Below are 22,301 nucleotides of genomic sequence, written 5' to 3'. Positions count from 1 at the left end.
TGGGAATGACAGTTCATATAATTACGATTGATGGTCCAAGTGGTTCAGGTAAAGGAACATTGGCTGCAAAAATTGCCGCACATTATGGTTTTAATTTATTAGATTCTGGTGCGTTATATCGTTTACTTGGATTGTCATTGTTCCAACGTGGTCTACTGGATCAGATTGATGCACATTTAGATGAATGTGTTGAATGCGCTACACATTTGGATATCGAGTTTCAGTCCTCAGAAGCTGTGACAAAGATTCTTCTGGAAGGTGTTGATGTCACCAATACAATTCGCACTGAACAAGTGGGAGAGTATGCGTCTAAAGTTGCAACTGTTCCTGAATTAAGAAAGGCATTATTTGCGCGTCAGCGTGCATTTATACAAGCGCCAGGCTTAGTGGCAGATGGGCGCGACATGGCAACTTCGATCTTTCCAGAAGCTCAAGCCAAGATTTATTTAACGGCTTCGGCCGAGTCTCGTGCTGAACGACGCGTAAAACAGTTGCAGGGCATGGGTCTTGATGCTAAAATAAGCGACATTTTATCTAACATACAGGCTAGAGATAAAAGAGATATGGAGCGTACAGTTGCTCCACTTAAGCCCGCTGAGGATGCTTATGTCATTGATAGTTCTACAATAGGCATCAATGAAGTGTTTCAGTTGATGGTTGACTATATCAATAGCCGTATAAAATAGATACACAATTTTTTTATCAGTTGAAGCATTGCTTGATCAGATTTTTTGGACAATGTAACAACTTAACTAAACCGGCCTTGTCTGATCCAAGACCGCGGACTTTATCAGGTATATCATGACCGAATCTTTTGCAGCCCTCTTTGAAGAAAGTGAATTAAACCTCAACGTTGAAAAGGGTGCAGTCATCCAAGGTACTGTTGTTAGTATCGATTCTGACTGGGTTACTGTTGACACTGGCCTTAAATCTGAAGGCGTAGTTGACCGTGCTGAATTTTTAAATGAACAACGTGAACTTGAAGTTCAAGTTGGCGATACTGTTGACGTAGTTGTTGAAGCGCTTGACAACGGTATGGGTCAAACAGTTTTATCACGTGAAAAAGCGAAACGTGCTGAAACTTGGACTAAACTTGAGAAAATCTTTGAAGACGGCGAAATCGTTACTGGTGTTATCTCTGGTAAGGTTAAAGGCGGTTTCACTGTTGACATCGGTCCTGTACGTGCATTCTTACCAGGTTCTTTAGTTGACACTCGTCCTATCCGTGACACGACTCACCTTGAAGGTAAAGAGTTAGAGTTCAAAGTAATCAAACTTGATGCTAAACGTAACAACGTTGTTGTATCTCGTCGTGCAGTTATGGAAGCTGAATCTTCAGCTGACCGTGAAGCATTGCTTGCTCAACTTGAAGAAGGTCAAACAGTTACTGGTACAATCAAGAACCTTACAGATTACGGCGCGTTCGTTGATCTTGGTGGTATTGATGGTCTTCTACATATCACAGATATGGCTTGGAAGCGTATCAAGCATCCTTCAGAAGTTGTTGAAGTTGGTCAAGAAGTTACAGTTAAAGTACTTAAGTTTGACCGCGAGCGTAACCGCGTATCTTTAGGTCTTAAGCAATTAGGCGAAGATCCATGGTTAGCGATCATGAACCGTTATCCTAAAGGTTCTATCGTTAAAGCACGTGTTACTAACTTAACTGACTACGGTTGTTTTGCTGAAATCGCTGAAGGCGTTGAAGGCTTAGTACACGTTTCAGAAATGGACCACACGAACAAAAACATCCACCCATCTAAAGTTGTTCAGATTGGTGATGAAGTTGATGTTATGGTTCTTGAAGTTGACGAAGAACGTCGTCGTATTTCATTGGGTATCAAACAAACTCGTGCTAACCCATGGGAAGAGTTTGCTAAAGCAAATGAAAAAGGCGAAAAAGTTTCTGGTACGATCAAATCAATCACTGATTTCGGTATCTTCATCGGTTTATCTGGTGGAATCGACGGTCTAGTACATTTATCTGACATTTCTTGGAACGAACAAGGCGAAGAAGCTATCCGTCGTTACAAGAAAGGTGACACAGTTGAAGCAGTTATCTTATCTGTTGACGCTGAAGGTAACCGTATCAGCCTTGGTATCAAGCAATTAAACAGCGATCCATTCAATGACTTCTTGGCTGCGAATGAACGTGGTGCTTTAGTTAAAGGTACTGTGACTGCTGTTGATGCTAAAGGTGCTACAGTTAAATTAGCTGATGACATCGAAGCGACTCTTAAAGCTTCTGAAATCAACCGTGATCGCGTTGAAGATGCAACTAAATTCTTAGAAGTTGGTCAAGAAGTTGAAGCGAAGATCATCAATGTTGATCGTAAATCTCGCTCTATCAACTTGTCTATCAAAGCGAAAGACGAAGCTGAAGAGAAAGAAGCGGTGAACACTGTTCGTCAAGCTGCTGCAACTCAACCAGCAGACAGCAATGGTCCTAAGACTATTGGTGACTTAATTAAAGCTCAAATGAAGTAATTTGTTGAAAGGTACGTTTCTTGTAACAGAGACGTACTTTTTATACAAAAATACTGCAAACGGTAGCGTAGTAATTATATACTGCGCTACCGTTTTGTATTTAAACAGGTTATTATTAAAAACATTGAAAAGTAGCAATAATTAAAGAGGTCATCAATGACTACTGAAGCACTTAATAAATCTGATTTAATTGAACGGATTGCACTTAAAAACCCACACTTAGCTGAGCCTTTGGTTGAAGATGCAGTTAAGATTATGATTGATCAAATGATCGAAGCACTTTCAAGTGGTGATCGTATTGAAATCCGTGGTTTTGGAAGTTTTGCTTTACATCACCGTGAGCCACGTTTAGGACGTAACCCTAAAACAGGTCGATCTGTTGATGTTGCGGCGAAAGCAGTTCCACACTTTAAACCTGGTAAAGCACTTCGTGATGCAGTAAACGAATCTGGTGAATAACAATTGAGGTGTTTATGCGTTATGTATTAATTGCATTACTTGTTGCCATTTTTGGTTATTCACTCGCTCTGGTTCTTCAAAATCCAGCTGAACTACAAGTAGATTTATTATTTACCCAAGTTCCAGCAATGCGTTTAGGTCTTCTCCTTTTATTGACTTTAGCATTAGGTATTGTGGTTGGTTTATTACTCGGTGTTCAAGTTTTCCGAGTTTTCCAAACTAGCTGGGAAATTAAACGACTTCGTAAAGACATTGACTATCTACGCAAAGAGCAAATTCAGTTGGCACAACAAGCTGCCGCAGACGCTGCTGCAAGTGTAAGACATGAAAAAACAGTGTTGGATATTAATCCTGAGAGTCAAACTCGTACGCCACTGTAATTAAGAATATTTATAGGGTTGTAAAGTCTGAAGATTTTAGAACCCAATTAAATGGCCCTTTATTGGATTTAAAGGGCCATTTTTTATGGAAAGCCTAAATATCTTAAAGTAGCAGTAATGAGCATGGCCACGAGAATAACAACGATGAGTGAATATTTTTTCCACGCAAAAATGATTGCAACGAAAACGCCAATGATTTTACTGATGCCACTAAAATGGGTTTCAGTAAAAAGTGTATTAAACACTGCTAGGGTAAACAGTAGGACACAAGCAGAATCAGCCAGTAGTTGTTTATGATGCTCTTTGAATGTCATCCGATTGGCTAAATAAAAACCTGAGTAGCGAATCAAATAGGTACCAAGCGCAAGCACAACAATTCCAACGAAGATATAACTTTCACTATATTTCATTTTGACTTGCCTTTTAATAGTAGACCTAACATGGAAATAAGTACGGGTAAGCCTGTTGGCAGTAAGGGAATTGATGCCAGAGATAATGAGCTGCCTAAAAATACACGGTGTCGTGTGGTTTTATTCTTAAGCATAGGCAAGATTAATGCGAAAAGAATGGCAGGAAATGCAGCATCAATACCAAATACGTAGATATCAGGAATGTTTTTACTTAATAGATAACCTATAAAAACACCAATTGGCCAGAGAATAGCAATCCCTAATCCACACATCCAATATGCTTTTTGCTTGGCTTGATCTTCTTGTTGGCTCAATCCAAACATGACGCTTTCATCATTCATAATATGGCAGGCAATAAATCGATAAGCATTCTTTTCAATAAATGTTGCAACGGATAAACCAAATGGTAGATGGCGTAGGTTGATCAATATACCAGTCAATGCTGCAAAAATAGGATTGGTACCCGTTGCAACCATACCAATAAATGTAAATTCTGCAGCGCCAGCGAGTACTGTGAGTGATAGCAGCAAAGGAATCCACATCGGTACATCGAAGCTTGCAGCAACTGAACCCAAGGAAATGCCCACAATTCCTGTTGCAACTGAAATCAGTACGATGGCTTTGATTAGATTAAATTGTTCTTTATCTTGCATCATTGGTTTCTATATCAAACGAACGTACGATATAATAGATTAATTTTATATCGTTCGTCAAAACGAACATTCGTTTTTTATGGTGTTATATGAGTTTGCCAATTGAAATCGTCGCAAAAGGATTGCAAAGAGAAAGACAGAAGTCTGGGTTATCTTTAGCAGAAGTTGCCCGTCGAGCGGGTATCGCGAAATCGACGCTGTCTCAACTGGAAGCAGCTCAAGGTAATCCAAGTCTGGAAACTTTATGGGCCTTATGTGTTGCTTTAGATATTCCATTTGCGAAATTGATGGAATCAAATATTGCACAAACTCAAGTAATTCGTTTTGGTGAAGGACCATCGGTCAGTTCTGAAATCGCACATTATCAGGCAATTTTATTAGCCAATTGTCCAACCGGCGCTAGACGGGATGTATATATATTAACGACACAACCGGGTGAACCACGTTGCAGTCAGCCACATCCAATTGGTAGTGTCGAACATATTATTATTATGAAAGGGCGAGCAAAAGTCGGGTTGGTTGCAGAACCTATTTTATTGAATGAAGGGGATTATATTTGTTATCCCGCAGATCAAGCACATATCTTTGAAGCTCTGGAAGTAGATACCAGAGCGATCTTGATATCGGAGCAAAGATAAAGATCATTTCATCATTTTGGAAAAGCTTTTTTGTATTATGATGACTTTCTTGCTTTGTTCATTCTACTAATCACTTTATAATTAGCCGATTTTTATGTGATGGAACTAGATTCGTGAGTATTATTGTTGCCCTAGACGCAAAAAGCCAATATGACGCCTTAACAATTGTAGATCAGCTTGATCCGTCACTTTGTCGTGTCAAAGTAGGCAAAGAGCTTTTTACTCATGAAGGTCCATCAATCGTTAAAAACTTTCAGGACAGAGGTTTTGAGGTTTTTCTTGATTTAAAATTTCACGATATTCCGAATACGACTGCTCAAGCAGTGTGTGCTGCTGCAGATCTCGGTGTATGGATGGTGAATGTGCATGCATCGGGTGGTCGTAAAATGATGGAAACCTGTGTAGAGCGACTTAAAGCGGGTAATTATTCAACTCAATTGATCGCAGTAACGGTTCTGACCTCAATGGGCCGTGAAGACTTACGTGATCTAGGTTTGGATATAGAACCTGTTGAACATGTAAAGCGTTTAGCAAAACTTACTCAAGACAGCGGATTAGATGGTGTCGTGTGTTCAGCACAAGAAGCCAAGATCCTTCGTGAAATGTTAGGACAAGAGTTTGCATTGGTCACGCCAGGGATTCGCCCCGAAGGTTCAAATGCGGATGACCAAAAACGTATCGTAACGCCAAAACAAGCTATGCAAGATGGATCAACGCATTTAGTCATCGGTCGCCCAATTACCAAGGCTGAGAATCCAACTGAGATGTTGAAATCAATCTTGGCTTCAATCTAATAAAGTACGATGTTAAAACTTCATACTTAGAAATAAGCTGATTAAGAGTGGTGCGAGAAGTGATAAGATCAATCCACTCATCATGGCATGTGGGACATAATGTGTGCCACATGATTGTTTGACCATTGCAAGAGTCACATCCATTGACGTTGCACCGGCACTTGAAATAGCAGAGCGTGGAAAACGCCAACCTAAACAATACATCAATAAAATCGCAAAAATTTCTCTAAACAAATCTGTTAATAAAGCAATCCCACCCAGTTTGGCTGAGTGTAGTTCAGTAAATAAAATCCCTGACATCGAATACCAGCCATAACCTTGGGCTAAGGCCATGACTTCATTGAAGCCATAATCATTGGATAAAATGAAATAAGTTAACAGGGCTGCCAAGCATGAACCAACAAATGCTGCCACGGGAACCAGCAAAATTTTCCAGCTCAACCAGCTACGATCAAATTTGGTAAAAGCCAATTCGACCCCAATTAAAAAGATAAAAACCAGTAACAAGTACCAACTATTAAAGGTCATTTGAAATTCTGAGGCGTTCACTAGCATACCTAAAACAATCCCGACTGCTAGAGCTAAAAATGCTTTGCCGATATTCTTTAAGGCATTTAAAAATAGGTGTAATGAAATTTTGCCTTGTACACTTTGGCGATCAATCAGTTTATACACCATTAAACAAATGAAGAATGAACCCACTGATGTAGTAAAGGCAATCAGTAATGCAGGCGGAAGAATGGCAGTTGGATTCTCAATATGGTTGAGCGCTTGAGTGAGTTCAAAAGCCACGCTGATGAGTAAGATATAAGAAAAATAAGGCAGAATTTTAAATACGAATTGTTTTAGTGGTTGTGAAAGATGGGGAGCTAAAAAATAGCCTAAACTGAGGCAGGCAAAAATTTGTAAGATTAAAACAAGAGAGGTCATACAATCTGAAAGTTGAAAGTGCTGATTTATTATGCAGGGAAATCCGATACTTGAATAGATTTATATATCATTTGATATAGAAAGTTTTGGAGATAAACGCATACCAATAAACTTGGGGGCTGCTGGGTAGATGATTATGTTGTCACTTAGATAGATGGCATATAAATACAGTATCTTATACAGCTATGAATATCCTGTTGGCTGAAATATACTTTTAGCAGTAAAAGAGGTGGATGATTTGTGACAGCAGCTAAGATTCAAAAAGTGGCATTAGAACGTTTTGCAAAACAGGGCTTTGCAGCAACATCGTTAAACGAGATTGCGACTGATGTTGGGATAAAAAAACCTTCGATTTATGCACATTTTAAGAATAAGGACGAATTGTATCTCAGTCTGATTCCAATCATGATTGATGAAGAATTGGGACATGCCAAGGTTGTGTTGCAAGGCGGAGAAAAAATCCAGCAGCAATTACTGCATTACTTTGAAAGTATCGAACAGCGTTTTGATGCATCATACGGTGTTCAATTTTGGATGAATGCATTAATTAGTCCGCCTGTGCACTTATATGATCAGGTAATTGAACCGATGCATGTTTTTATGGCGGAACTGGAAAATGTATTTTCACACGCCATTCAAGGCTCAATTTTAATGGAAAATAAGCATCAACTGGATAGTGTCGCTCTGGCTCGTGTGTGCATGAGCTTTGTCGATGCCTTACAAAGTGAATTGATCTATGGTGGGCGAGAGAAGTTTCACCTCAGATTGGATGCTATCTTAAAAGCATTAAATATTCTGATCAGCGCCTAAGTTCAGACACTGATCAAGTGTAATTTCTTTATTCTGTTTCTACTCTAGCAAATGATTCGCGCTGTTCTAGCGCAGCATAAAGACATAAGCCCAGAGCGATAGCACCACAAATAAACAAGCTGCTTGGAAGTAGGCTGATATTGATTTCTATTAGGCTCACAACAAAACCGATTAGTGCCGCGAAAGCATATTGTAGTAAGCCCATTAATGAGGATGCAGCACCCGTTAAATGTTGTGGGCTTTGCTGCATGGTTAATGCCGTTAAATTGCCAAAAATGAATCCAGTTGACCAGATGCTTAATCCTAAAAGCGCAATGTATTGCCATAAATTTAAGTCATAAAAATATAGGCTGAGCATCAAAATAAAACTAGAACCGCTGAATAAACACATACCAATGACAAGCAATTGTTGAGCTGACCAACGTTTGAGTAACAGGATTGAAGTTTGCCCTAGAATAATTAAGCCAATCGCATTCGCTGCAAATAAGGTACTAAAACTTTCGTTGTGAATATGGTAGTGCTGAATAAAAATAAAAGGCGATTGGCTAAGGTAAACAAAGAAAGCACCTAAGATAAACCCACCAGCAAGCGTATAACTGATGAAGCTTTTATTCAGACAAAGTGTTTGATAGCTGTTTTTGATTGCAGTGAATTGTAATGCTTGTCGATATTGAGGTTTCAATGTCTCTGGAATGGCTTGATTTCCCCATAGCCACAGGATGGAACCAAGCACTGCCAATGTATAGAAAATTAAGTGCCAAGAGCCGATACGTAGGATCAAGCTACCCAGTAAGGGGGCAAGAATCGGTACAATCATCATGACTTGCATCAAAATAGAGAAATTTTTGGCACTGGTTTTAGCATCGCATACATCAGAAATAATTGCTCTTGGAACCACGAGACCTGCTGATGCACCTATTGCTTGTAAGAAACGTGCAGCCAGTAACCACTCAATCGTTGGTGCGATGGCTGCCAATATTGATCCTAAGATAAAAACAGCAATTCCGATCAGTAATGGATTACGGCGACCAAAGCGATCAAGCAATGGACCATAGATACCTTGACCAATGGCGAGTCCAATCAGAAATACCGACAGGGTGAGTTGTATATGACCTGGCGTTGTCGAAAAACTTTCTGCAAGTAGTGGAAATGCCGGCAAATAAATATCAATCGCCAATGCATCCAAGGCGGTAAAAAGGGAGAGCAATAGTAACAAAGACCAACTGATCTTTGTGACGGGAGGAGCAGCGTTCATGTTTTGTGTACTCTTTCGAGGGGAACAATATTTATTTTAACTACCTAACGGTAGGTAGTTAAAATATTAGCATGATTATTTAGGACTTGTATAGAGGAGAACAGAGGGATTTAAATCAGGTCCATAAAGCGTTGAAATAAAAAAACACCTTTAAGCTTTTAAAGGTGTTTTTGATATTTGGAAAAATTCAGCTATTTCTGCTTAAGCAGCATGGTTTTTTGAATTAACCGCTGCGCTGATAAAATTATAATCAGCAACATTGACTTTACGTGTCTCTAGCCAATATCTCCATGTATAGGTTGGCCATAACGAGAAGTTTTTACCGTCAGCGGCTTGATACCAGCTGCTACAGCCACCTGCTTGCCAAACTGTACCTTTGAGCTGATCTTGAACACGTTGATTGAACTGGTCTTGAACTTCGTGCTTGATCTCAACTGCTTGTGTACCTGTTTTATCAACGGTTTGAATCAATTGTAGAATATAGTTGACCTGAGACTCGATCATGAAAATCACTGAATTATGGCCAAGAATCGTATTTGGTCCAAGTAACTGGAACAAATTCGGGAAGTTCTTGGTGCTCACACCATAATAGCTTTCAGCACCATCTTTCCATGCTTGCTTAAGTTCTATGCCGTTACGGCCAACGCAATTGAAATGCTTTAAGTAAATGCGTGGATCAGTAATAAAGCCAGTACCATAAATCAAGCAATCAATTTGACGTTCTTTACCATCTTTGGTGATGATACCGTTCGCTGTAATTTCCTGAATAGCATCTGTCACTAATTCAACATTTTTACGGTTGAAGGTCGGGAAGTACTTATTTGAAATAAGAATACGTTTACAACCCATGACAAAATCTGGTGTCAATTTTTTCGCAAGCGCTTTGTCTTTGACTTGATAGCGGATAAAGGCTTCAGCAAGTTTTTGACCATATTTCATAATCTGTGGCTGCACGATTGGTACAACACGCGATTCATTGGTCCAATAGAGGCGGGTACGGTGAATCTGGCGATAAATATTCGATGCCTTAAATAAGCGCTTACTTAGCTGAGAATATTTACGCTCATCACGTGGAATGACCCAAGCTGCGGTGCGCTGGAACACATAAAGCTGTTTTACTTCTGCTGCAATTTCAGGAATATATTGAATCGCGCTACCACCAGTACCGATTGAAACAACTGCTTTGCCGCTTAGATCGTAATTGTGATCCCATTGCGAAGAATGGAACACTTTACCTTTAAATTTCTCAATGCCTTTGATATGGGGAATTTGTGGCACGTGTAAGGGACCAGACGCAAAGATGACAAATTGAGCCTCAAGAGTTGTCTGGTCTTTAAAATCTAGCATCCACACATTGCGCTTTTCGTCAAACTCGGCATTGGTCACTTCGTGATTGAATTTGCAATAATCTCGAAGTTGGTATTGTTCAGTAATATTTTGAATATAATCAAAAATTTCATCTGCCTCAGCATAGCGTTTTGACCAGTCTGTTTTGGGTGCAAATGAAAGGGAATACATATGTGATTGAACGTCACACGCTGCGCCAGGATATTGGTTTTCTCGCCATGTACCGCCAACATCGTTGGTTTTTTCTAAAATTACAAAATCATTGATTTGACTTTGTAATAGTCGAATAGCCATCGCTAAGCCACCAAAGCCCGCACCAATAATTGCAACTTTTGTTTTTTGAATCGCATTTTTGGTTACATCACGCATAGTCTACGTCCTACACAGCTAAATTTTGTGCAAGTTTAACGGTTTTGACGAGATTAAATATGATTGTATAGACGTAAAACTTGATCATTTCGGCAATTCATTTGCACAACGTTTTATAGTAAAACATTAAAGTTTTGAGAACTGCATTCGGATTTATGAAGAGATCTATCCTCGGATTGATGTATTTGATTCAGGGCATGCGTCATGTCGGGATCGACGTGGATGCACGTTTAGCCAATATGGGAATACAGGCCGATGCTTTAGATCCTAGTTCAATTATTCCAGATGAGATTGAATGGGATATTTTGCAGCATATTAGTCAGGATATTTCACCTGAACAAGGTTTATTTATCGGACAGCATTATGCGTTAGCGGGTTATGGGCCTTTCCTGATGCTATTGGTTACTAGTGATACTTTGCATAAGGCCCTATTAAATGGGGTTCAGTATCAGCAACTGACTCATCTTTTTGGTTCATTGCAGCTAAAGATCGAAGATGACTTGATCTATTTACTGTATCGACCGATTGATTTAAGTATGCATTTAGGTCAATTGAGAGCGCAATGCGAAATATCGGGCACTTATAAGTTTTTACAAGATATCTTTAAGATGATGGGACTTGAAGTCCCTCAAATTCAAATTGAACTGCCATTTCATCGGCCTAAAGACTTAACACTGCTTGCAGCATATCAAGATTACTATGGGCAAGATGTCAAATTTGGATGTGCGCAAGCTGCTTTTATTTTAGAAAATACACAAATTTTAAACACAAAAATTCCGTCTGCCGATATTTTGACGTATCGCATTTATGAAGAAAAATGCCTACAGGATATTCAACATTTAGAAAAAACTGCCAGTCTCAAATTGACTGTGGTTGAGTATGTTGAGGATTATCTGGAAATGCAAAATGGGGTGATTCCAAGTATGGCGGAAACGGCTTGTGCATTGGATATTCCAGAGCGTACTTTGCGGCATCAATTGCAGCAAATGCAGACCAGCTATAAAGAAATTCGCGAAAGATTAATCAAACAGAAGGCAATAAAGTTTATTGAAAATAGTTCATATTCAATCGAACAGGTAGCCGAAATGTTGGGTTATTCTGAGCCTGCTGCATTTAATCATGCCTTTAAAAGATGGTTTGGATTGAGCCCTCGTCAATATAATCGAAATCATTAAATGATTAAAAATGGTACATTATGATGTTTAAACTCTATGATAATTAAGCCTAAAATCTAATGTCATTGAACGGAATGTTCGATATAATTTTCACCAATTAAAATTGCAATAACACCTTATGTCAAATTCTAAACCAGACTCACATAGCACTGCATTTATCCCAACATCACCTGCCGAGCGTTATGCTCAAGCAATTGAGTCAGGACAATTCATGCCAGATGAAGCACAAGCTCAGGCTGTGCAAGAGTTAGATCGAGTATGGAAAGAGTTACACACTCGCTATAAGGCTTCAAAGAAAGCATTTCGACGTTTCCGTCGTCAGACTTATCCTAAAGGCGTTTATATGTGGGGTGGTGTAGGTCGTGGAAAAACGTGGCTAATGGATCAGTTCTATGAATCTGTACCATTCCGCCGTAAAACACGTATGCATTTCCATCATTTTATGCAACATGTACATAAAGAGTTGAATAAACTTTCTGGCCAACGAAACCCTTTAGATTTGGTCGCTGATCAAATTTATAAGAATGCCGTTGTCATTTGTTTTGACGAATTTTTCGTATCGAATGTAACCGATGCCATGATCTTAAGTGATCTGTTCCAAAAGCTGTTTGAGCGTGGAATAACATTGGTTGCAACGTCAAACATTGCACCAGATGGTCTATACAAAAATGGAATTCATCGTGATCGTTTCATACCGACGATTGAGCTGGTGAAGAAGAACTGTAGTGTTCTGAATGTTGACGCTGGGGTGGATTATCGTTTGCGTGTATTGAAGCAGGCGCAATTGTTCAAATATCCATTAACCGATGATGCTCAAGCGTGGTTATCTGGTCGTTTTAAAGCTTTGACCCAGACACAGGCGCAATCTAATTCTCCAATCATGATTAATAATCGTGTGGTAGAGACTTTAGGTCATACAGAAGATGTATTGTGGTGTGAATTTTCAGAGTTATGCTTTAAACCACGTAGCCCAGCAGACTTTATTGAAATCGCGAATATCTACAATACCGTGCTGGTCAGCAATGTTCCGCATTTGACTGATTTCTTATCAGAAGGAACACGCCGCTTTATTTACTTGGTCGATGAGTTCTATGACCGTGGTGTAAAACTGATTCTTACCTCTGAAGATTCAATTATTGATCTGTATGAAGGTGAGAAATTGGCCTTTGAGATTGAACGGACGCGTTCACGTTTATTAGAAATGCAATCGGATGATTATCTACATTCGGAGCATCGACAGATTCAGGTCGCACAGACTTCATAAATGAAAAGGCATTCTTCGGAATGCCTTTTTTTATAAACTTACATGGATAAGGCTTTATTCTTGGTCAAATTTTGCTATAACTAGATAAGTTTGAAAAAGGGAGTGTGTCGCATAACGATAGTAAAAACTCATTATTTGATATTTTGATAAGTATAAAAATTTGTGTTTGTCAATACTTCTAATGGGGAAAATGCTTACTATTTAGGAATGTGATATTACTATTCAGGCTAGTATAAATCAGTATACTAGAATTCTTGTTATAAAAAGTTAGCACCATCAGGAAAGACAATGACTGCACGTATTCAAAAAGGCAAGCTAGCGATTGCTAAAGAACTTTACGATTTCATCGAAAATGAAGCTTTACCAGGCACTGGTTTAGATAGTGAAACCTACTGGAAAAACTTCGAGCAAGTCGTTGTAGACCTTAGCCCAAAGAACAAAGCATTATTGGCTAAGCGTGATGATCTTCAAGCAAAGATTGATGAATGGCACCGCAATAATAAATTTGAATTAAATGCTTATAAAGCATTCTTAACTGAAATTGGCTACTTGGTTCCAGAAGTTGCTGACTTCCAAGTAACAACTGAAAATGTGGATGAAGAAATTGCTTTATTGGCAGGCCCACAATTGGTTGTACCTGTACGTAATGCACGTTATAGCTTGAATGCTGCGAATGCACGTTGGGGTTCTTTATATGACGCGCTGTATGGCACGGACGTTATTTCTGAAGAAGGCGGTGCAGAGAAAGGCAAAGGCTATAACCCAGTTCGTGGCGATAAAGTTATTGCTTTTGCAAAAGATTTCTTAAACCAAACTTTCCCATTGGCTCAAGGTTCGCATGCAGATGCAACTCAATATGCAGTGGTGAATAACAGTTTAGCTGTAACCTTAAAAGATGGTTCAACCACTTCTTTGGCACATGAATCACAATTTGTTGGTTTTAATGGCGAAGCTGCAAGCCCAACTGAGATTGTTTTATTAAATAATGGTTTGCATGTGATTATTGAAATCGATGTGAACAGCCCAGTGGGCAAGACAGATGCTGCTGGTGTGAAAGATTTAACACTTGAAGCTGCGGTAACAACCATTCAGGATTTGGAAGATTCAGTTGCTGCAGTTGATGCTGAAGAGAAGGTTGAAGGCTATCGTAACTGGTTAGGCCTAATGAAAGGTGACTTACAAGAGTCAATCGAGAAAAATGGCAAGACCATTACTCGTACCTTAAACAAAGACCGTATTGTTCAGAACCTGATTGGTGGCACGACTAAATTACATGGTCGTTCATTAATGTTGCTTCGTAATGTAGGCCACCTTATGACAAACCCTGCCATTCTTGTTGATGGTCAAGAAGTGTTTGAAGGCATCATGGATGCTCTAGTGACTCCATTACTGACAGTTGCGGATATTCGTGGTCAAAACGAAAACCAAAACTCTCGTAAAGGTTCAATGTATATCGTTAAGCCAAAAATGCATGGTCCAGAAGAGGTTGCATTTGCGGTTGAATTATTTGAGCGTGCTGAACAAGCAATTGGTTTGCCTGCAAAATCACTCAAAATCGGTATCATGGATGAAGAGCGTCGTACCTCTGTAAACTTGAAGAACTGTATTGCTGCTGCGAAAGATCGCACCATCTTCATCAACACAGGCTTTATGGATCGTACAGGTGATGAAATCCATACTTCTATGGAAGCTGCGCCAGTTGTTCGTAAAGAAGCAGTTAAAACACAAAAATGGATTGCTGCTTACGAAAACCGTAACGTGGCAATTGGTTTAGCATGTGGTTTACAAGGTAAAGCACAAATTGGTAAAGGCATGTGGCCAAAACCAGACAGCATGAAAGACATGTTGGCGACGAAGACTGCACATCCAAATGCAGGTGCATCTTGTGCATGGGTTCCATCTCCAACGGGTGCTGTGCTGCATGCATTGCACTATCATCAGATTAATGTAAAAGCACGTCAAGATGAGTTGGCTGCTGAAAACATGTTGTCATTAGATGACTTGTTAACACCACCGTTTGCACCTGAAACTAATTGGACTGCGGAAGAGTTAAACAACGAACTTGAAAATAACTGTCAAGGTATCTTGGGTTATGTGGTTCGTTGGGTAGACCTTGGTGTTGGTTGTTCAAAAGTACCAGACATCAATAACGTTGGTTTGATGGAAGACCGCGCTACTTTACGTATTTCATCTCAACACGTTGCAAACTGGTTACGTCACGGTATCGTAACGCGTGCACAAGTTGAAGAAGTGCTTAAGCGTATGGCTGTGATTGTTGATCAGCAAAATGCCAATGATCCATTGTATACACCAATGGCACCAAACTTTGATGGAATTGCATTCCAAGCCGCTTCTGACTTGATCTTCAAAGGTGCAGAGCAACCATCAGGTTATACAGAGCCATTGTTACATGCTGCACGTTTAAAATTAAAAGGTTATACAGGTGATTAAGTTCACTTGTTAGACTGAAAAGAGGTACCTATTCGATAGGTACCTCTTTTTTTATAAATAGGGGGAAAAATGTATTTTTGGAACACAAAAAAATTAATTGAAGATTTAAAAAATGACCGTTTAAGCGAACAGAATTATAAAAACTATTATTTAATCAGTAGTGTATTTATGTTCATCATTATGTTTGCTATGCGTTTGAGCCCTATTGTTGATGTTGTTCAAAATACGATCGATGCACTGCTAAATATCATAATATTCATTATCGGTGTCAATTTTTGTTTTAAGGCAAATGGTGGAAATCAAGGTAAACAATTTCTTAGTCGTTTAATCTGTCTCTGTTTACCAATTGGCATAAGGTTCATCTTGGCCTATTTCCTGTTAATTCTTTGTATTATTTTTGCCTTTATTGTGACTGCACGATTTATTGATTCCACTCAAATTCCAGCGTTGATTGCTCCTTATCAAAAATGGGTCATGCTTATTATTTCAATTTTTATGCAGGTGATGATGTATTGGCGTTTTTGTGTCGCACTTAAAGCGATTAGCCGTATAGACAATTAGGCTTTCAAAACAGGATAAAACATCATCTTGATGAAATTTTTGTTATAATTCTCGCAGTTTGATCATTTAGCCGAATCATAACGATGTCACAAATTTTAAAATTAGATGCTTTAAAACAAGCGCAAGTTTCTACTTCGCCGTATCCTTACTTTGTCGTAGAAAATTCGATCATAGACAGCGAAGTGAAAGCTGTTATTCAGGATTTCCCAAAGATTGAACAGGGTGGTAGCTACAACATTGAAGATGTTGAAATTAAGCCTAATTTTGATCGTTTCTTAAAATCATTAGATACTAAAGAATTTCGCCAGATTTTGACTGAAAAATTTGATGTAGATGTGATGGAACATCCGATGATGATCACCTTGCGTGGTTATTCACGCCAAAAAGATGGTCGCATTCATTCAGACTCGAAAACTAAACTTCTGACTATTCTGATTTATCTAAATGAGTCTTGGGATGCACCTACAGGTCGTCTACGTATATTGAATGATGAAAAGAACATGGATGACTACGTCGAAGAAATTGATGCGGGTCCTGGTACATTGGTTGCATTTAAAGTGACTGATAATGGTTGGCATGGTTATGTACCTTTTGAAGGACAGCGTCAGTCAATTCAAATTAACTTTTTAACCAGCGATAAAGCCAATGCCAAGCACCGCTTTATCCACGGTTTAAGTGCAAAAATGAAAAAGTTATTTGGCTAATTTATGCAATTAAAAAGAGGAGGCTTGATACCTCCTTTTTTTAACTTTGTTTTTAAGGATAAATACTTAACCAATTATGTGTGCCAACTATAAACCATTAACAGCCGAACAAGCTCAACAGCTTGGTTTACCTTTGATTCCATTTGAATATGGGGAAGAGGTTTACCCAAGTTATATAACGCCTTTACTATTTAAATCAGAGCAAGGGCTGGAGTGGCGGGAAGTATTGTTTGGTTTGGTACCAAAATGGTCGGAAGATACCAATATTTCCAAGCATACTTATAATGCTCGACACGAAACCATTTTTCAGAAACCTAGTTTCTTGGAGGCGGCTTCCAAGTGCAAATTTGGTGTTATTCCCGTTTCCGAGTTCTATGAAAGTAAATACATTGATAATAAGCCTCAAAGATGGGGTGTACGCCGTAAAGATGGAAAGGCTTTCTTTATCGCGGCTTTATATGAGATCAGAAAGTTGGGCGATCAGGTGATCCGTTCGGCAACCATGCTTACGATGGACGCGATAGACCATCCGATGATGAAAGACTTCCATGAGCCGGGAGATGTAAAGCGGTCAGTGGTGGTTATTCCGCATGAGCGTTTAGATGAATGGTTAAGCTTAAAACAGCCACATCAGCTCTATGAGTTTATGCAGAGTTTTCCTGTAGAAGAGTTTGAGTGTTCCCATGTACCTAAAGCAAAGATTGTAAAAATAACACCGCAACTGAATATGTTTGATTGAGCTTAATATTTGAGTTGATGAGATTAAAAAAGGCTTCCTATTGGAAGCCTTTTTGGGATCAGTTGCTTAGCGCGCAAGATTTTTAAACATATGGCGTAGAATTTCCATTGTCTTTTCAATTTGCAATGGCGTTAAGCCATCAAATGATTGTTCAAGGATAACTGAGGTAAGATCATTGATTTTGGTAATCATTTCCTGACCTTTGTCTGTTAGATAGACGCGAGTGATACGACCATCTTCCTTGCATGAATACGTATCGATATAACCTTCATCTTTGAGGCGATAAACAATCTTGGTTGTGGTCGACATTTTGGAAATGACCATGTCGGAAAGCTCTGACACACTGGCATGAGGTTTGACATGCAAGGCAATGAGAATACGGCGACGAGAATTGTCTAAACCATATTTTTTGAGCACGTTATCGATATTTTGAACGTACTGAGCATTTACTTGAGAAATCCAGTAAAAAGGAAAGTCTTCCAGGTTAAATGAATCGGCTGTAGGTAAAAAACGCGCATATTTTTTTGGCATCACTTATTTCCTATACTTGCACAAGGAGCCACTCCTAGTCGCTCCTAGATTCCATGAAATGTCTATAACTTGCCTGTTAAAAAAATCGATCCTCTGATTTTTTTAGCATTCCATTTTTTAACAAATCTGTTCAAAGATAACGGTGAAATTATCTTTATTCTCAACGAATAAGTCATCATAAAATTCACATAAATCAGCTATTAATGATGTACTATCCAGTCGTCTTTCCTTCAAGGTTGTCCTACAGCCTTGCATTACTGCTTATTTGTAGAATAATCGTATTGTAGAAAAAAAATACGATTTTTGACGTGACATTTTTATAATATTTTCTGTCTAAAATGTCATAAATATACGAAATCAATATATTTATAAAATAAATAACGCTTAAAAAATAGCTAATACAACTATTTGAATTAATCAGTTGGTTAAAATATAGCACATAAAAATTTTTAAAAAAGTTGAATAAATACATTCTTTATCACATTTTTTCAATGAAATTTTAAAATTTGTAGCTTTGAATAGATTTTGATGGGGCAATTTAGACATAAATTTGGTGTGTAGGACGAATAGTAGGAAATCAAAATGAGATATGAAGGGGATAACAATTGAGCTTCGGAGGGTTAAATAGATAAAAAGACGCACCTAAACAGGATTACAGGTTTAGATGCGTAAAGTGCAAAATTGTGATGACTGATGTTTTTCTTAAAGCTTAAGTTCACTTTCCATCAGGGGCCATAGCTTTTGATGTGACTTTTTAAACATCGACATATGTCCAATTTGTTTATAGCCATGTTGTTGTGGATTCAGTTCAATCAATTTGGTTGGTGCATTGGGGTATAAGCGCAGTAGATCTTTGACATTGGCTTGAGTGGCAATTTCATCATCAGTTGCCCAAAAGGAAGTAATCGGGCATTGAATTTCTTGATGATAATCTTCGAAGATACTTTTACCAATTGCATTCATGACATAACCAGGTTTACTGCAAAACTCAGCCCATTGTTTTGCAACATTTTTAGGGAGGTTTTCTCCCATCCCAATAAATTGAGTTGCGCCATAACCTTTCAAGAAGCTGGAAACTGGGAAAATAACGTTAAACATAACGGGCGCAAGGATTTTAGTTTTACCTTTCAAGCCTTTGACATGACCTGTAGAGCCAGCGATCGCCAAAACCTTAGCAACCTTGTTATAGTTTGAAGTAATCCCAAGTAATTGCCCACCGGCACTATGCCCAACAATAATCACTTTTTCAGCTTGAGTTCGATCTAATAAGGTCTCAATTGCGGCTGGAATATCATAAATTCCCCAGTCATTTATACTGGCCGTAGAATTCTTGAGCGGGCCATGTAAAGATTCACCAATACCGCGAAAATCAAAACTTAAAACGCTATAACCTTGTTGGTTAAGCCATTCTGCGAAAGCATGATAGAAATTTTTAGTAATTCCTGTCGCTGGACAAATCAAGATCGGGTAGGGTTTGGTATGATCTTGTGCAGGATAAAATTGTGCAGCAAGTCGATAGTCATCTTTGCAACTCATCCAAAAAGATTCATAACTCTTCATTAGAAAGATACTCTTATGTGTGCATAGTATTACTTTACACAAGTTCCAAAAAGAAACTCGTTTAAAAAATGACTTAAAAGTCAAATTTTATGTAATATATGCACACAAAAGGAATATTTTAATTTCGGGGATGTTATGTACGCTTTAAATACTGCAACACAGCTTGCTATTGTATTTAGTGGGATTTTTCTATGGGTGGGCATGCTGACTGGAGTTTGGAAATATTATCAGATCAGACAAACAGCGCAGGCAAGAGCACATTATTATGTGGATATTGCACATCGCAGCAGCCTACTTTACGCGGCAGCCAGTCTAATTTTAGCAGCATTAAGTTTTTTTACAGTTCTATCTGATTCAATCGCATTATTTTGTGTTGTTGCAAATCTATTTTTCTTTGCGATGTCGATTTTAATTTATATTTTGCATGGATTCTTAAGAGATACAACCAATCAATTCAAACAACCACATCAAGTGGGGAAATGGACTTTACCAGCATGGTGTATGACGTTGATGATGTTGAGTTTAATTATTGTAGAGTTGGGTGCAACTGGGATTTTAGTATTGGGAACAATTGTTCAATTTTTACATTAAAAAAATGGATGATCACTCATCCATTTTTCCTAAAGAATTTTTTTGGCGCACTGCGCTTAACTGTCGAAACTTTCGATCGACGATCGCCCACATACAAAAGGCCAGAGATACAATCAATGCATATGCAAAATATTCGGGTTTTAAATTACCTTTAATTGTGCCTTGAAATAACAACGTAACCATTAAGGCAAGCGTTGTAGTTGCATATACGATTGAATCATTTGCCTTCAGAGTGTTAATGAAGACTTGCTTGCTGAAATGTATTGATAACATCTCCATCCCTCCTTGTTGTGACGACAAAACCATGTGTTTTTGTCTGAATTGTTTTTTAAGTTGTACTGCTATTTTCTGAGCATTTCAATAGGGATAGTGACTATTTTGAAAATAAATTTCTAAATGTATTGATTTATATAACTTTTAAGTATTTTTTATATTGATTTATACTATTTTTTAGTTAAATATTAGCCATTATTTTTACATTTTGAAAAATTTGCCAATCAACTAATTGAATTGAAATAGTTGTTTTAGATCACAAATAAAGACATTGAGGCATATTTGACAGCGTCAGCTTTAAGTTAAGAAAAGAAAGATTTGTCGTAAACAAAAAATGAGCGTTGGATAAAAGAACATTTCTTGTATAGCTAAAATCATGTTTGGGTAAAACATCATTTTAACGACAAATCATTTTAATCTTTAGATGCCGATACGCGATCGACTACAATTGCAAAAACAAGAACGATCAGCGATGGGAGTAACCATGCGAGATTTTGTTCGTTCAATGGTAAGTGCTGAATAAAAGTCGGTAATTGCGCAGTAAAACCAGCCGCTTTAATTGCTTCAAAAATACCAAAAAGGAAAGCAACAGCAGTCACAGATCCAACCACGATCGACGGATTGTTCCAACGTTTCCAGAAGAAGCTGAGCATGATCACGACAATCGCTGGCGGATAAATTGCACTGAGTACAGGAACTGAGATTGCAATCAGCTTTGTTAGACCTAGATTAGAAATCAACAAAGAAAAGCCAGTCAGGATAAAAACAAGTAACTTATAAGATAAACCTGTCAATTCGGTAAAATATTCAGCGCAAGCACATGTAAGACCAATTGCGGTTACCATACATGCAAGGAAAATTAAGATGGTTAAGAAATACGATCCGTAATCACCAAACGCGTGTTGTACATAAGCATGCAGAATGATTGCACCATTGGCTGCATTAGGCGCGACTTCATGACTGCCTAAGCCAAGTTTAAACAAGCTGACATACACAAGCGTGAGTCCAACACCCGCAATCAAACTTGCGATAATGGCATATTTGGTAATCAGTTTTGTATCTGTTACACCACGTGATTGGATCGCTTGAATAATTACGATACCAAATACCAGTGCGCCTAAGGTATCCATGGTCAAATAACCACTAACGAAACCTTCAGAAACAGGACTTGCGATATAGTTGTTGACTGGAGCTGAAATCATACCTGTTGGAATCGCAAATGCGGCGATACCTAAGATTGCCAAGGCAATGATTTTTAAAGGAGCCAGTACATGACCAACCGTATCGAGTAGTTTATTTGGATACAGTGAAACTGCAGTCACAAATGCAAAATACACAATACTATAAATAAGAAGGCTGCTACCTGATGTACCAAAATACGGTGCGAAGCCAATTTCATAAGAAACTGTTGCAGTACGTGGTGTTGCAAACAGTGGACCTACAGACAAATAGCAAACAATGGTGAGCAGTAAGCTAAAGAAGCGTCCAAGTGGAGAGCTGATGATTTCGATTGAACCTTTCATGCGAGATAAGGCCATAATCGTAATGACAGGCAAACCAACTGCGGTAATTAAGAAACCGAAGGCCGCAAGCCAGACATGTTCACCAGCCTGCTGAGCAACGATTGGAGGAAAGATAATATTGCCTGCGCCAATAAATAACGCGAAGGTCATAAAACCTAAAGCAATGATATCTCCTGTACGAAGTTGATTCATAAAGAGGGAGGCATAAAATAAAAGTGCGAAGTTTAGAACAAAAATTCGTTCTTTTGAAACTAATTTATGTGAAATTTGGTTGATTTTTGACTAAAAAGAAATGATGAAAATCATATAATTAGTAATGGTAAAGCTAATGTGTTGAAAAGCTTTCCAAAACTCGAAAAATGCAGAAGGGTATAGATTCTTTCCTATTGGCCTAACTGAA

23 protein-coding genes are annotated in these 22,301 nt (G+C 38.5%); 14 read left to right on the top strand and 9 right to left on the bottom strand.

Annotated features, from left to right (window positions below; genetic code table 11):
* Positions 1 to 5 precede the first annotated feature (5 nt).
* From cmk to GBI66_RS03835, 4 genes are all read left to right on the top strand, one after another.
* Positions 6 to 686, top strand: coding sequence for a (d)CMP kinase (cmk, locus tag GBI66_RS03850; protein ID WP_151715217.1), 681 nt, complete (start codon positions 6 to 8; stop codon positions 684 to 686).
* A gap of 115 nt (positions 687 to 801) precedes the next feature.
* Complete coding sequence (gene rpsA, locus GBI66_RS03845; RefSeq protein WP_005053831.1) at positions 802 to 2,484, top strand: 30S ribosomal protein S1; 1,683 nt, start codon at positions 802 to 804, stop codon at positions 2,482 to 2,484.
* Positions 2,485 to 2,640: 156 nt separating this feature from the next.
* The gene (locus tag GBI66_RS03840) at positions 2,641 to 2,943 is read left to right on the top strand and encodes an integration host factor subunit beta (RefSeq protein WP_005153429.1); all 303 of its coding nucleotides are present in this window, start codon (positions 2,641 to 2,643) and stop codon (positions 2,941 to 2,943) included.
* 14 nt (positions 2,944 to 2,957) lie between these two features.
* A complete protein-coding gene (locus GBI66_RS03835) occupies positions 2,958 to 3,323 on the top strand; it encodes a lipopolysaccharide assembly protein LapA domain-containing protein (protein WP_004806665.1) in 366 nt (121 codons plus the stop codon).
* Between the two features lie 83 nt (positions 3,324 to 3,406).
* On the opposite strand, the gene GBI66_RS03830 is transcribed toward GBI66_RS03835, so the two are convergent.
* Positions 3,407 to 3,733: an AzlD domain-containing protein gene (locus GBI66_RS03830; protein ID WP_005188015.1), complete on the bottom strand. Its 327-nt coding sequence runs from the start codon at positions 3,731 to 3,733 to the stop codon at positions 3,407 to 3,409.
* Positions 3,730 to 4,386: an AzlC family ABC transporter permease gene (locus tag GBI66_RS03825; RefSeq protein ID WP_151715334.1), complete on the bottom strand. Its 657-nt coding sequence runs from the start codon at positions 4,384 to 4,386 to the stop codon at positions 3,730 to 3,732. Before GBI66_RS03825 ends, GBI66_RS03830 begins: the two co-directional genes overlap by 4 nt.
* An 89-nt stretch (positions 4,387 to 4,475) precedes the next feature.
* Here GBI66_RS03825 and GBI66_RS03820 point away from each other — a divergent pair, with 89 nt between their 5' ends.
* Together GBI66_RS03820 and pyrF are read left to right on the top strand one after the other, a co-directional pair.
* Positions 4,476 to 5,024: a helix-turn-helix domain-containing protein gene (locus tag GBI66_RS03820; RefSeq protein ID WP_005188020.1), complete on the top strand. Its 549-nt coding sequence runs from the start codon at positions 4,476 to 4,478 to the stop codon at positions 5,022 to 5,024.
* Positions 5,025 to 5,137: 113 nt separating this feature from the next.
* Positions 5,138 to 5,818: an orotidine-5'-phosphate decarboxylase gene (pyrF, locus tag GBI66_RS03815; RefSeq protein WP_151715216.1), complete on the top strand. Its 681-nt coding sequence runs from the start codon at positions 5,138 to 5,140 to the stop codon at positions 5,816 to 5,818.
* A gap of 12 nt (positions 5,819 to 5,830) precedes the next feature.
* Here pyrF and GBI66_RS03810 read toward each other — a convergent pair whose 3' ends face one another.
* Complete coding sequence (locus GBI66_RS03810; RefSeq protein ID WP_151715215.1) at positions 5,831 to 6,748, bottom strand: lysine exporter LysO family protein; 918 nt, start codon at positions 6,746 to 6,748, stop codon at positions 5,831 to 5,833.
* A 240-nt stretch (positions 6,749 to 6,988) separates the two neighbouring features.
* Here GBI66_RS03810 and GBI66_RS03805 point away from each other — a divergent pair, with 240 nt between their 5' ends.
* Positions 6,989 to 7,558, top strand: a complete 570-nt coding sequence (locus GBI66_RS03805) for a TetR/AcrR family transcriptional regulator (RefSeq protein WP_151715214.1) — start codon at positions 6,989 to 6,991, stop codon at positions 7,556 to 7,558.
* 28 nt (positions 7,559 to 7,586) lie between these two features.
* Here GBI66_RS03805 and GBI66_RS03800 read toward each other — a convergent pair whose 3' ends face one another.
* Positions 7,587 to 8,813 (bottom strand): multidrug effflux MFS transporter, encoded by a 1,227-nt coding sequence (locus tag GBI66_RS03800; RefSeq protein ID WP_151715213.1) that lies wholly within the window; start codon positions 8,811 to 8,813, stop codon positions 7,587 to 7,589.
* A gap of 201 nt (positions 8,814 to 9,014) precedes the next feature.
* Entirely contained in the window at positions 9,015 to 10,529 is a 1,515-nt protein-coding gene (locus GBI66_RS03795; RefSeq protein WP_151715212.1) for an NAD(P)/FAD-dependent oxidoreductase, read from the bottom strand.
* A gap of 155 nt (positions 10,530 to 10,684) precedes the next feature.
* Here GBI66_RS03795 and GBI66_RS03790 point away from each other — a divergent pair, with 155 nt between their 5' ends.
* The 6 genes from GBI66_RS03790 (at position 10,685) to GBI66_RS03765 (ending at position 17,423) form a co-directional block, all read left to right on the top strand.
* Entirely contained in the window at positions 10,685 to 11,704 is a 1,020-nt protein-coding gene (locus GBI66_RS03790; RefSeq protein ID WP_004806683.1) for an AraC family transcriptional regulator, read from the top strand.
* 118 nt (positions 11,705 to 11,822) lie between these two features.
* Positions 11,823 to 12,968 carry a cell division protein ZapE gene (gene zapE / locus GBI66_RS03785; protein WP_005313475.1) on the top strand — a complete coding sequence of 382 codons (1,146 nt, stop codon included), beginning with the start codon at positions 11,823 to 11,825 and terminating at the stop codon, positions 12,966 to 12,968.
* 288 nt (positions 12,969 to 13,256) lie between these two features.
* Positions 13,257 to 15,419: a malate synthase G gene (locus tag GBI66_RS03780; RefSeq protein WP_151715211.1), complete on the top strand. Its 2,163-nt coding sequence runs from the start codon at positions 13,257 to 13,259 to the stop codon at positions 15,417 to 15,419.
* Positions 15,420 to 15,488: 69 nt separating this feature from the next.
* Complete coding sequence (locus GBI66_RS03775) at positions 15,489 to 15,980, top strand: hypothetical protein (RefSeq protein ID WP_005188050.1); 492 nt, start codon at positions 15,489 to 15,491, stop codon at positions 15,978 to 15,980.
* An 83-nt stretch (positions 15,981 to 16,063) separates the two neighbouring features.
* Positions 16,064 to 16,684 (top strand): 2OG-Fe(II) oxygenase, encoded by a 621-nt coding sequence (locus GBI66_RS03770; protein WP_005313478.1) that lies wholly within the window; start codon positions 16,064 to 16,066, stop codon positions 16,682 to 16,684.
* 76 nt (positions 16,685 to 16,760) lie between these two features.
* Positions 16,761 to 17,423 carry an SOS response-associated peptidase gene (locus GBI66_RS03765; protein ID WP_151715210.1) on the top strand — a complete coding sequence of 221 codons (663 nt, stop codon included), beginning with the start codon at positions 16,761 to 16,763 and terminating at the stop codon, positions 17,421 to 17,423.
* Positions 17,424 to 17,489: 66 nt separating this feature from the next.
* On the opposite strand, the gene GBI66_RS03760 is transcribed toward GBI66_RS03765, so the two are convergent.
* Both GBI66_RS03760 and GBI66_RS03755 read right to left on the bottom strand, forming a co-directional pair.
* Positions 17,490 to 17,954, bottom strand: coding sequence for a MarR family winged helix-turn-helix transcriptional regulator (locus GBI66_RS03760; RefSeq protein WP_004653790.1), 465 nt, complete (start codon positions 17,952 to 17,954; stop codon positions 17,490 to 17,492).
* Positions 17,955 to 18,656: 702 nt separating this feature from the next.
* The gene (locus tag GBI66_RS03755) at positions 18,657 to 19,514 is read right to left on the bottom strand and encodes an alpha/beta fold hydrolase (RefSeq protein ID WP_151715209.1); all 858 of its coding nucleotides are present in this window, start codon (positions 19,512 to 19,514) and stop codon (positions 18,657 to 18,659) included.
* A gap of 135 nt (positions 19,515 to 19,649) precedes the next feature.
* Between GBI66_RS03755 and GBI66_RS03750 the strand changes: the two genes are divergently transcribed.
* Positions 19,650 to 20,105, top strand: a complete 456-nt coding sequence (locus tag GBI66_RS03750) for a hypothetical protein (protein ID WP_151715208.1) — start codon at positions 19,650 to 19,652, stop codon at positions 20,103 to 20,105.
* 12 nt (positions 20,106 to 20,117) lie between these two features.
* On the opposite strand, the gene GBI66_RS03745 is transcribed toward GBI66_RS03750, so the two are convergent.
* Together GBI66_RS03745 and brnQ are read right to left on the bottom strand one after the other, a co-directional pair.
* Entirely contained in the window at positions 20,118 to 20,378 is a 261-nt protein-coding gene (locus tag GBI66_RS03745; RefSeq protein ID WP_004806700.1) for a hypothetical protein, read from the bottom strand.
* Between the two features lie 413 nt (positions 20,379 to 20,791).
* Entirely contained in the window at positions 20,792 to 22,093 is a 1,302-nt protein-coding gene (gene brnQ / locus GBI66_RS03740; RefSeq protein WP_005204102.1) for a branched-chain amino acid transport system II carrier protein, read from the bottom strand.
* Positions 22,094 to 22,301: the final 208 nt, after the last annotated feature.

Source organism: Acinetobacter sp. TUM15071 (assembly GCF_008980925.1).
GTDB lineage: Bacteria > Pseudomonadota > Gammaproteobacteria > Pseudomonadales > Moraxellaceae > Acinetobacter > Acinetobacter dispersus.
The sequence above is the reverse complement of the archived record's forward strand: the minus strand, read 5'-3'. Positions and strand labels throughout refer to the sequence as shown.

What these genes read in the sequence shown, in the direction of transcription:
- GBI66_RS03835 (WP_004806665.1), top strand. Translation starts at nt 2,958, where the DNA reads ATGCGTTATGTATTAATTGCATTACTTGTTGCCATTTTTGGTTATTCA.
- GBI66_RS03745 (WP_004806700.1), bottom strand. Translation starts at nt 20,378, where the DNA reads ATGTTATCAATACATTTCAGCAAGCAAGTCTTCATTAACACTCTGAAG.
- GBI66_RS03780 (WP_151715211.1), top strand. Translation starts at nt 13,257, where the DNA reads ATGACTGCACGTATTCAAAAAGGCAAGCTAGCGATTGCTAAAGAACTT.
- GBI66_RS03795 (WP_151715212.1), bottom strand. Translation starts at nt 10,529, where the DNA reads ATGCGTGATGTAACCAAAAATGCGATTCAAAAAACAAAAGTTGCAATT.
- GBI66_RS03830 (WP_005188015.1), bottom strand. Translation starts at nt 3,733, where the DNA reads ATGAAATATAGTGAAAGTTATATCTTCGTTGGAATTGTTGTGCTTGCG.
- GBI66_RS03770 (WP_005313478.1), top strand. Translation starts at nt 16,064, where the DNA reads ATGTCACAAATTTTAAAATTAGATGCTTTAAAACAAGCGCAAGTTTCT.
- GBI66_RS03840 (WP_005153429.1), top strand. Translation starts at nt 2,641, where the DNA reads ATGACTACTGAAGCACTTAATAAATCTGATTTAATTGAACGGATTGCA.
- GBI66_RS03810 (WP_151715215.1), bottom strand. Translation starts at nt 6,748, where the DNA reads ATGACCTCTCTTGTTTTAATCTTACAAATTTTTGCCTGCCTCAGTTTA.
- GBI66_RS03765 (WP_151715210.1), top strand. Translation starts at nt 16,761, where the DNA reads ATGTGTGCCAACTATAAACCATTAACAGCCGAACAAGCTCAACAGCTT.
- GBI66_RS03790 (WP_004806683.1), top strand. Translation starts at nt 10,685, where the DNA reads ATGAAGAGATCTATCCTCGGATTGATGTATTTGATTCAGGGCATGCGT.
- cmk (WP_151715217.1), top strand. Translation starts at nt 6, where the DNA reads ATGACAGTTCATATAATTACGATTGATGGTCCAAGTGGTTCAGGTAAA.
- GBI66_RS03800 (WP_151715213.1), bottom strand. Translation starts at nt 8,813, where the DNA reads ATGAACGCTGCTCCTCCCGTCACAAAGATCAGTTGGTCTTTGTTACTA.
- brnQ (WP_005204102.1), bottom strand. Translation starts at nt 22,093, where the DNA reads ATGAATCAACTTCGTACAGGAGATATCATTGCTTTAGGTTTTATGACC.
- GBI66_RS03825 (WP_151715334.1), bottom strand. Translation starts at nt 4,386, where the DNA reads ATGCAAGATAAAGAACAATTTAATCTAATCAAAGCCATCGTACTGATT.
- rpsA (WP_005053831.1), top strand. Translation starts at nt 802, where the DNA reads ATGACCGAATCTTTTGCAGCCCTCTTTGAAGAAAGTGAATTAAACCTC.
- GBI66_RS03760 (WP_004653790.1), bottom strand. Translation starts at nt 17,954, where the DNA reads ATGCCAAAAAAATATGCGCGTTTTTTACCTACAGCCGATTCATTTAAC.
- zapE (WP_005313475.1), top strand. Translation starts at nt 11,823, where the DNA reads ATGTCAAATTCTAAACCAGACTCACATAGCACTGCATTTATCCCAACA.
- GBI66_RS03750 (WP_151715208.1), top strand. Translation starts at nt 19,650, where the DNA reads ATGTACGCTTTAAATACTGCAACACAGCTTGCTATTGTATTTAGTGGG.
- GBI66_RS03820 (WP_005188020.1), top strand. Translation starts at nt 4,476, where the DNA reads ATGAGTTTGCCAATTGAAATCGTCGCAAAAGGATTGCAAAGAGAAAGA.
- GBI66_RS03775 (WP_005188050.1), top strand. Translation starts at nt 15,489, where the DNA reads ATGTATTTTTGGAACACAAAAAAATTAATTGAAGATTTAAAAAATGAC.
- GBI66_RS03755 (WP_151715209.1), bottom strand. Translation starts at nt 19,514, where the DNA reads ATGAAGAGTTATGAATCTTTTTGGATGAGTTGCAAAGATGACTATCGA.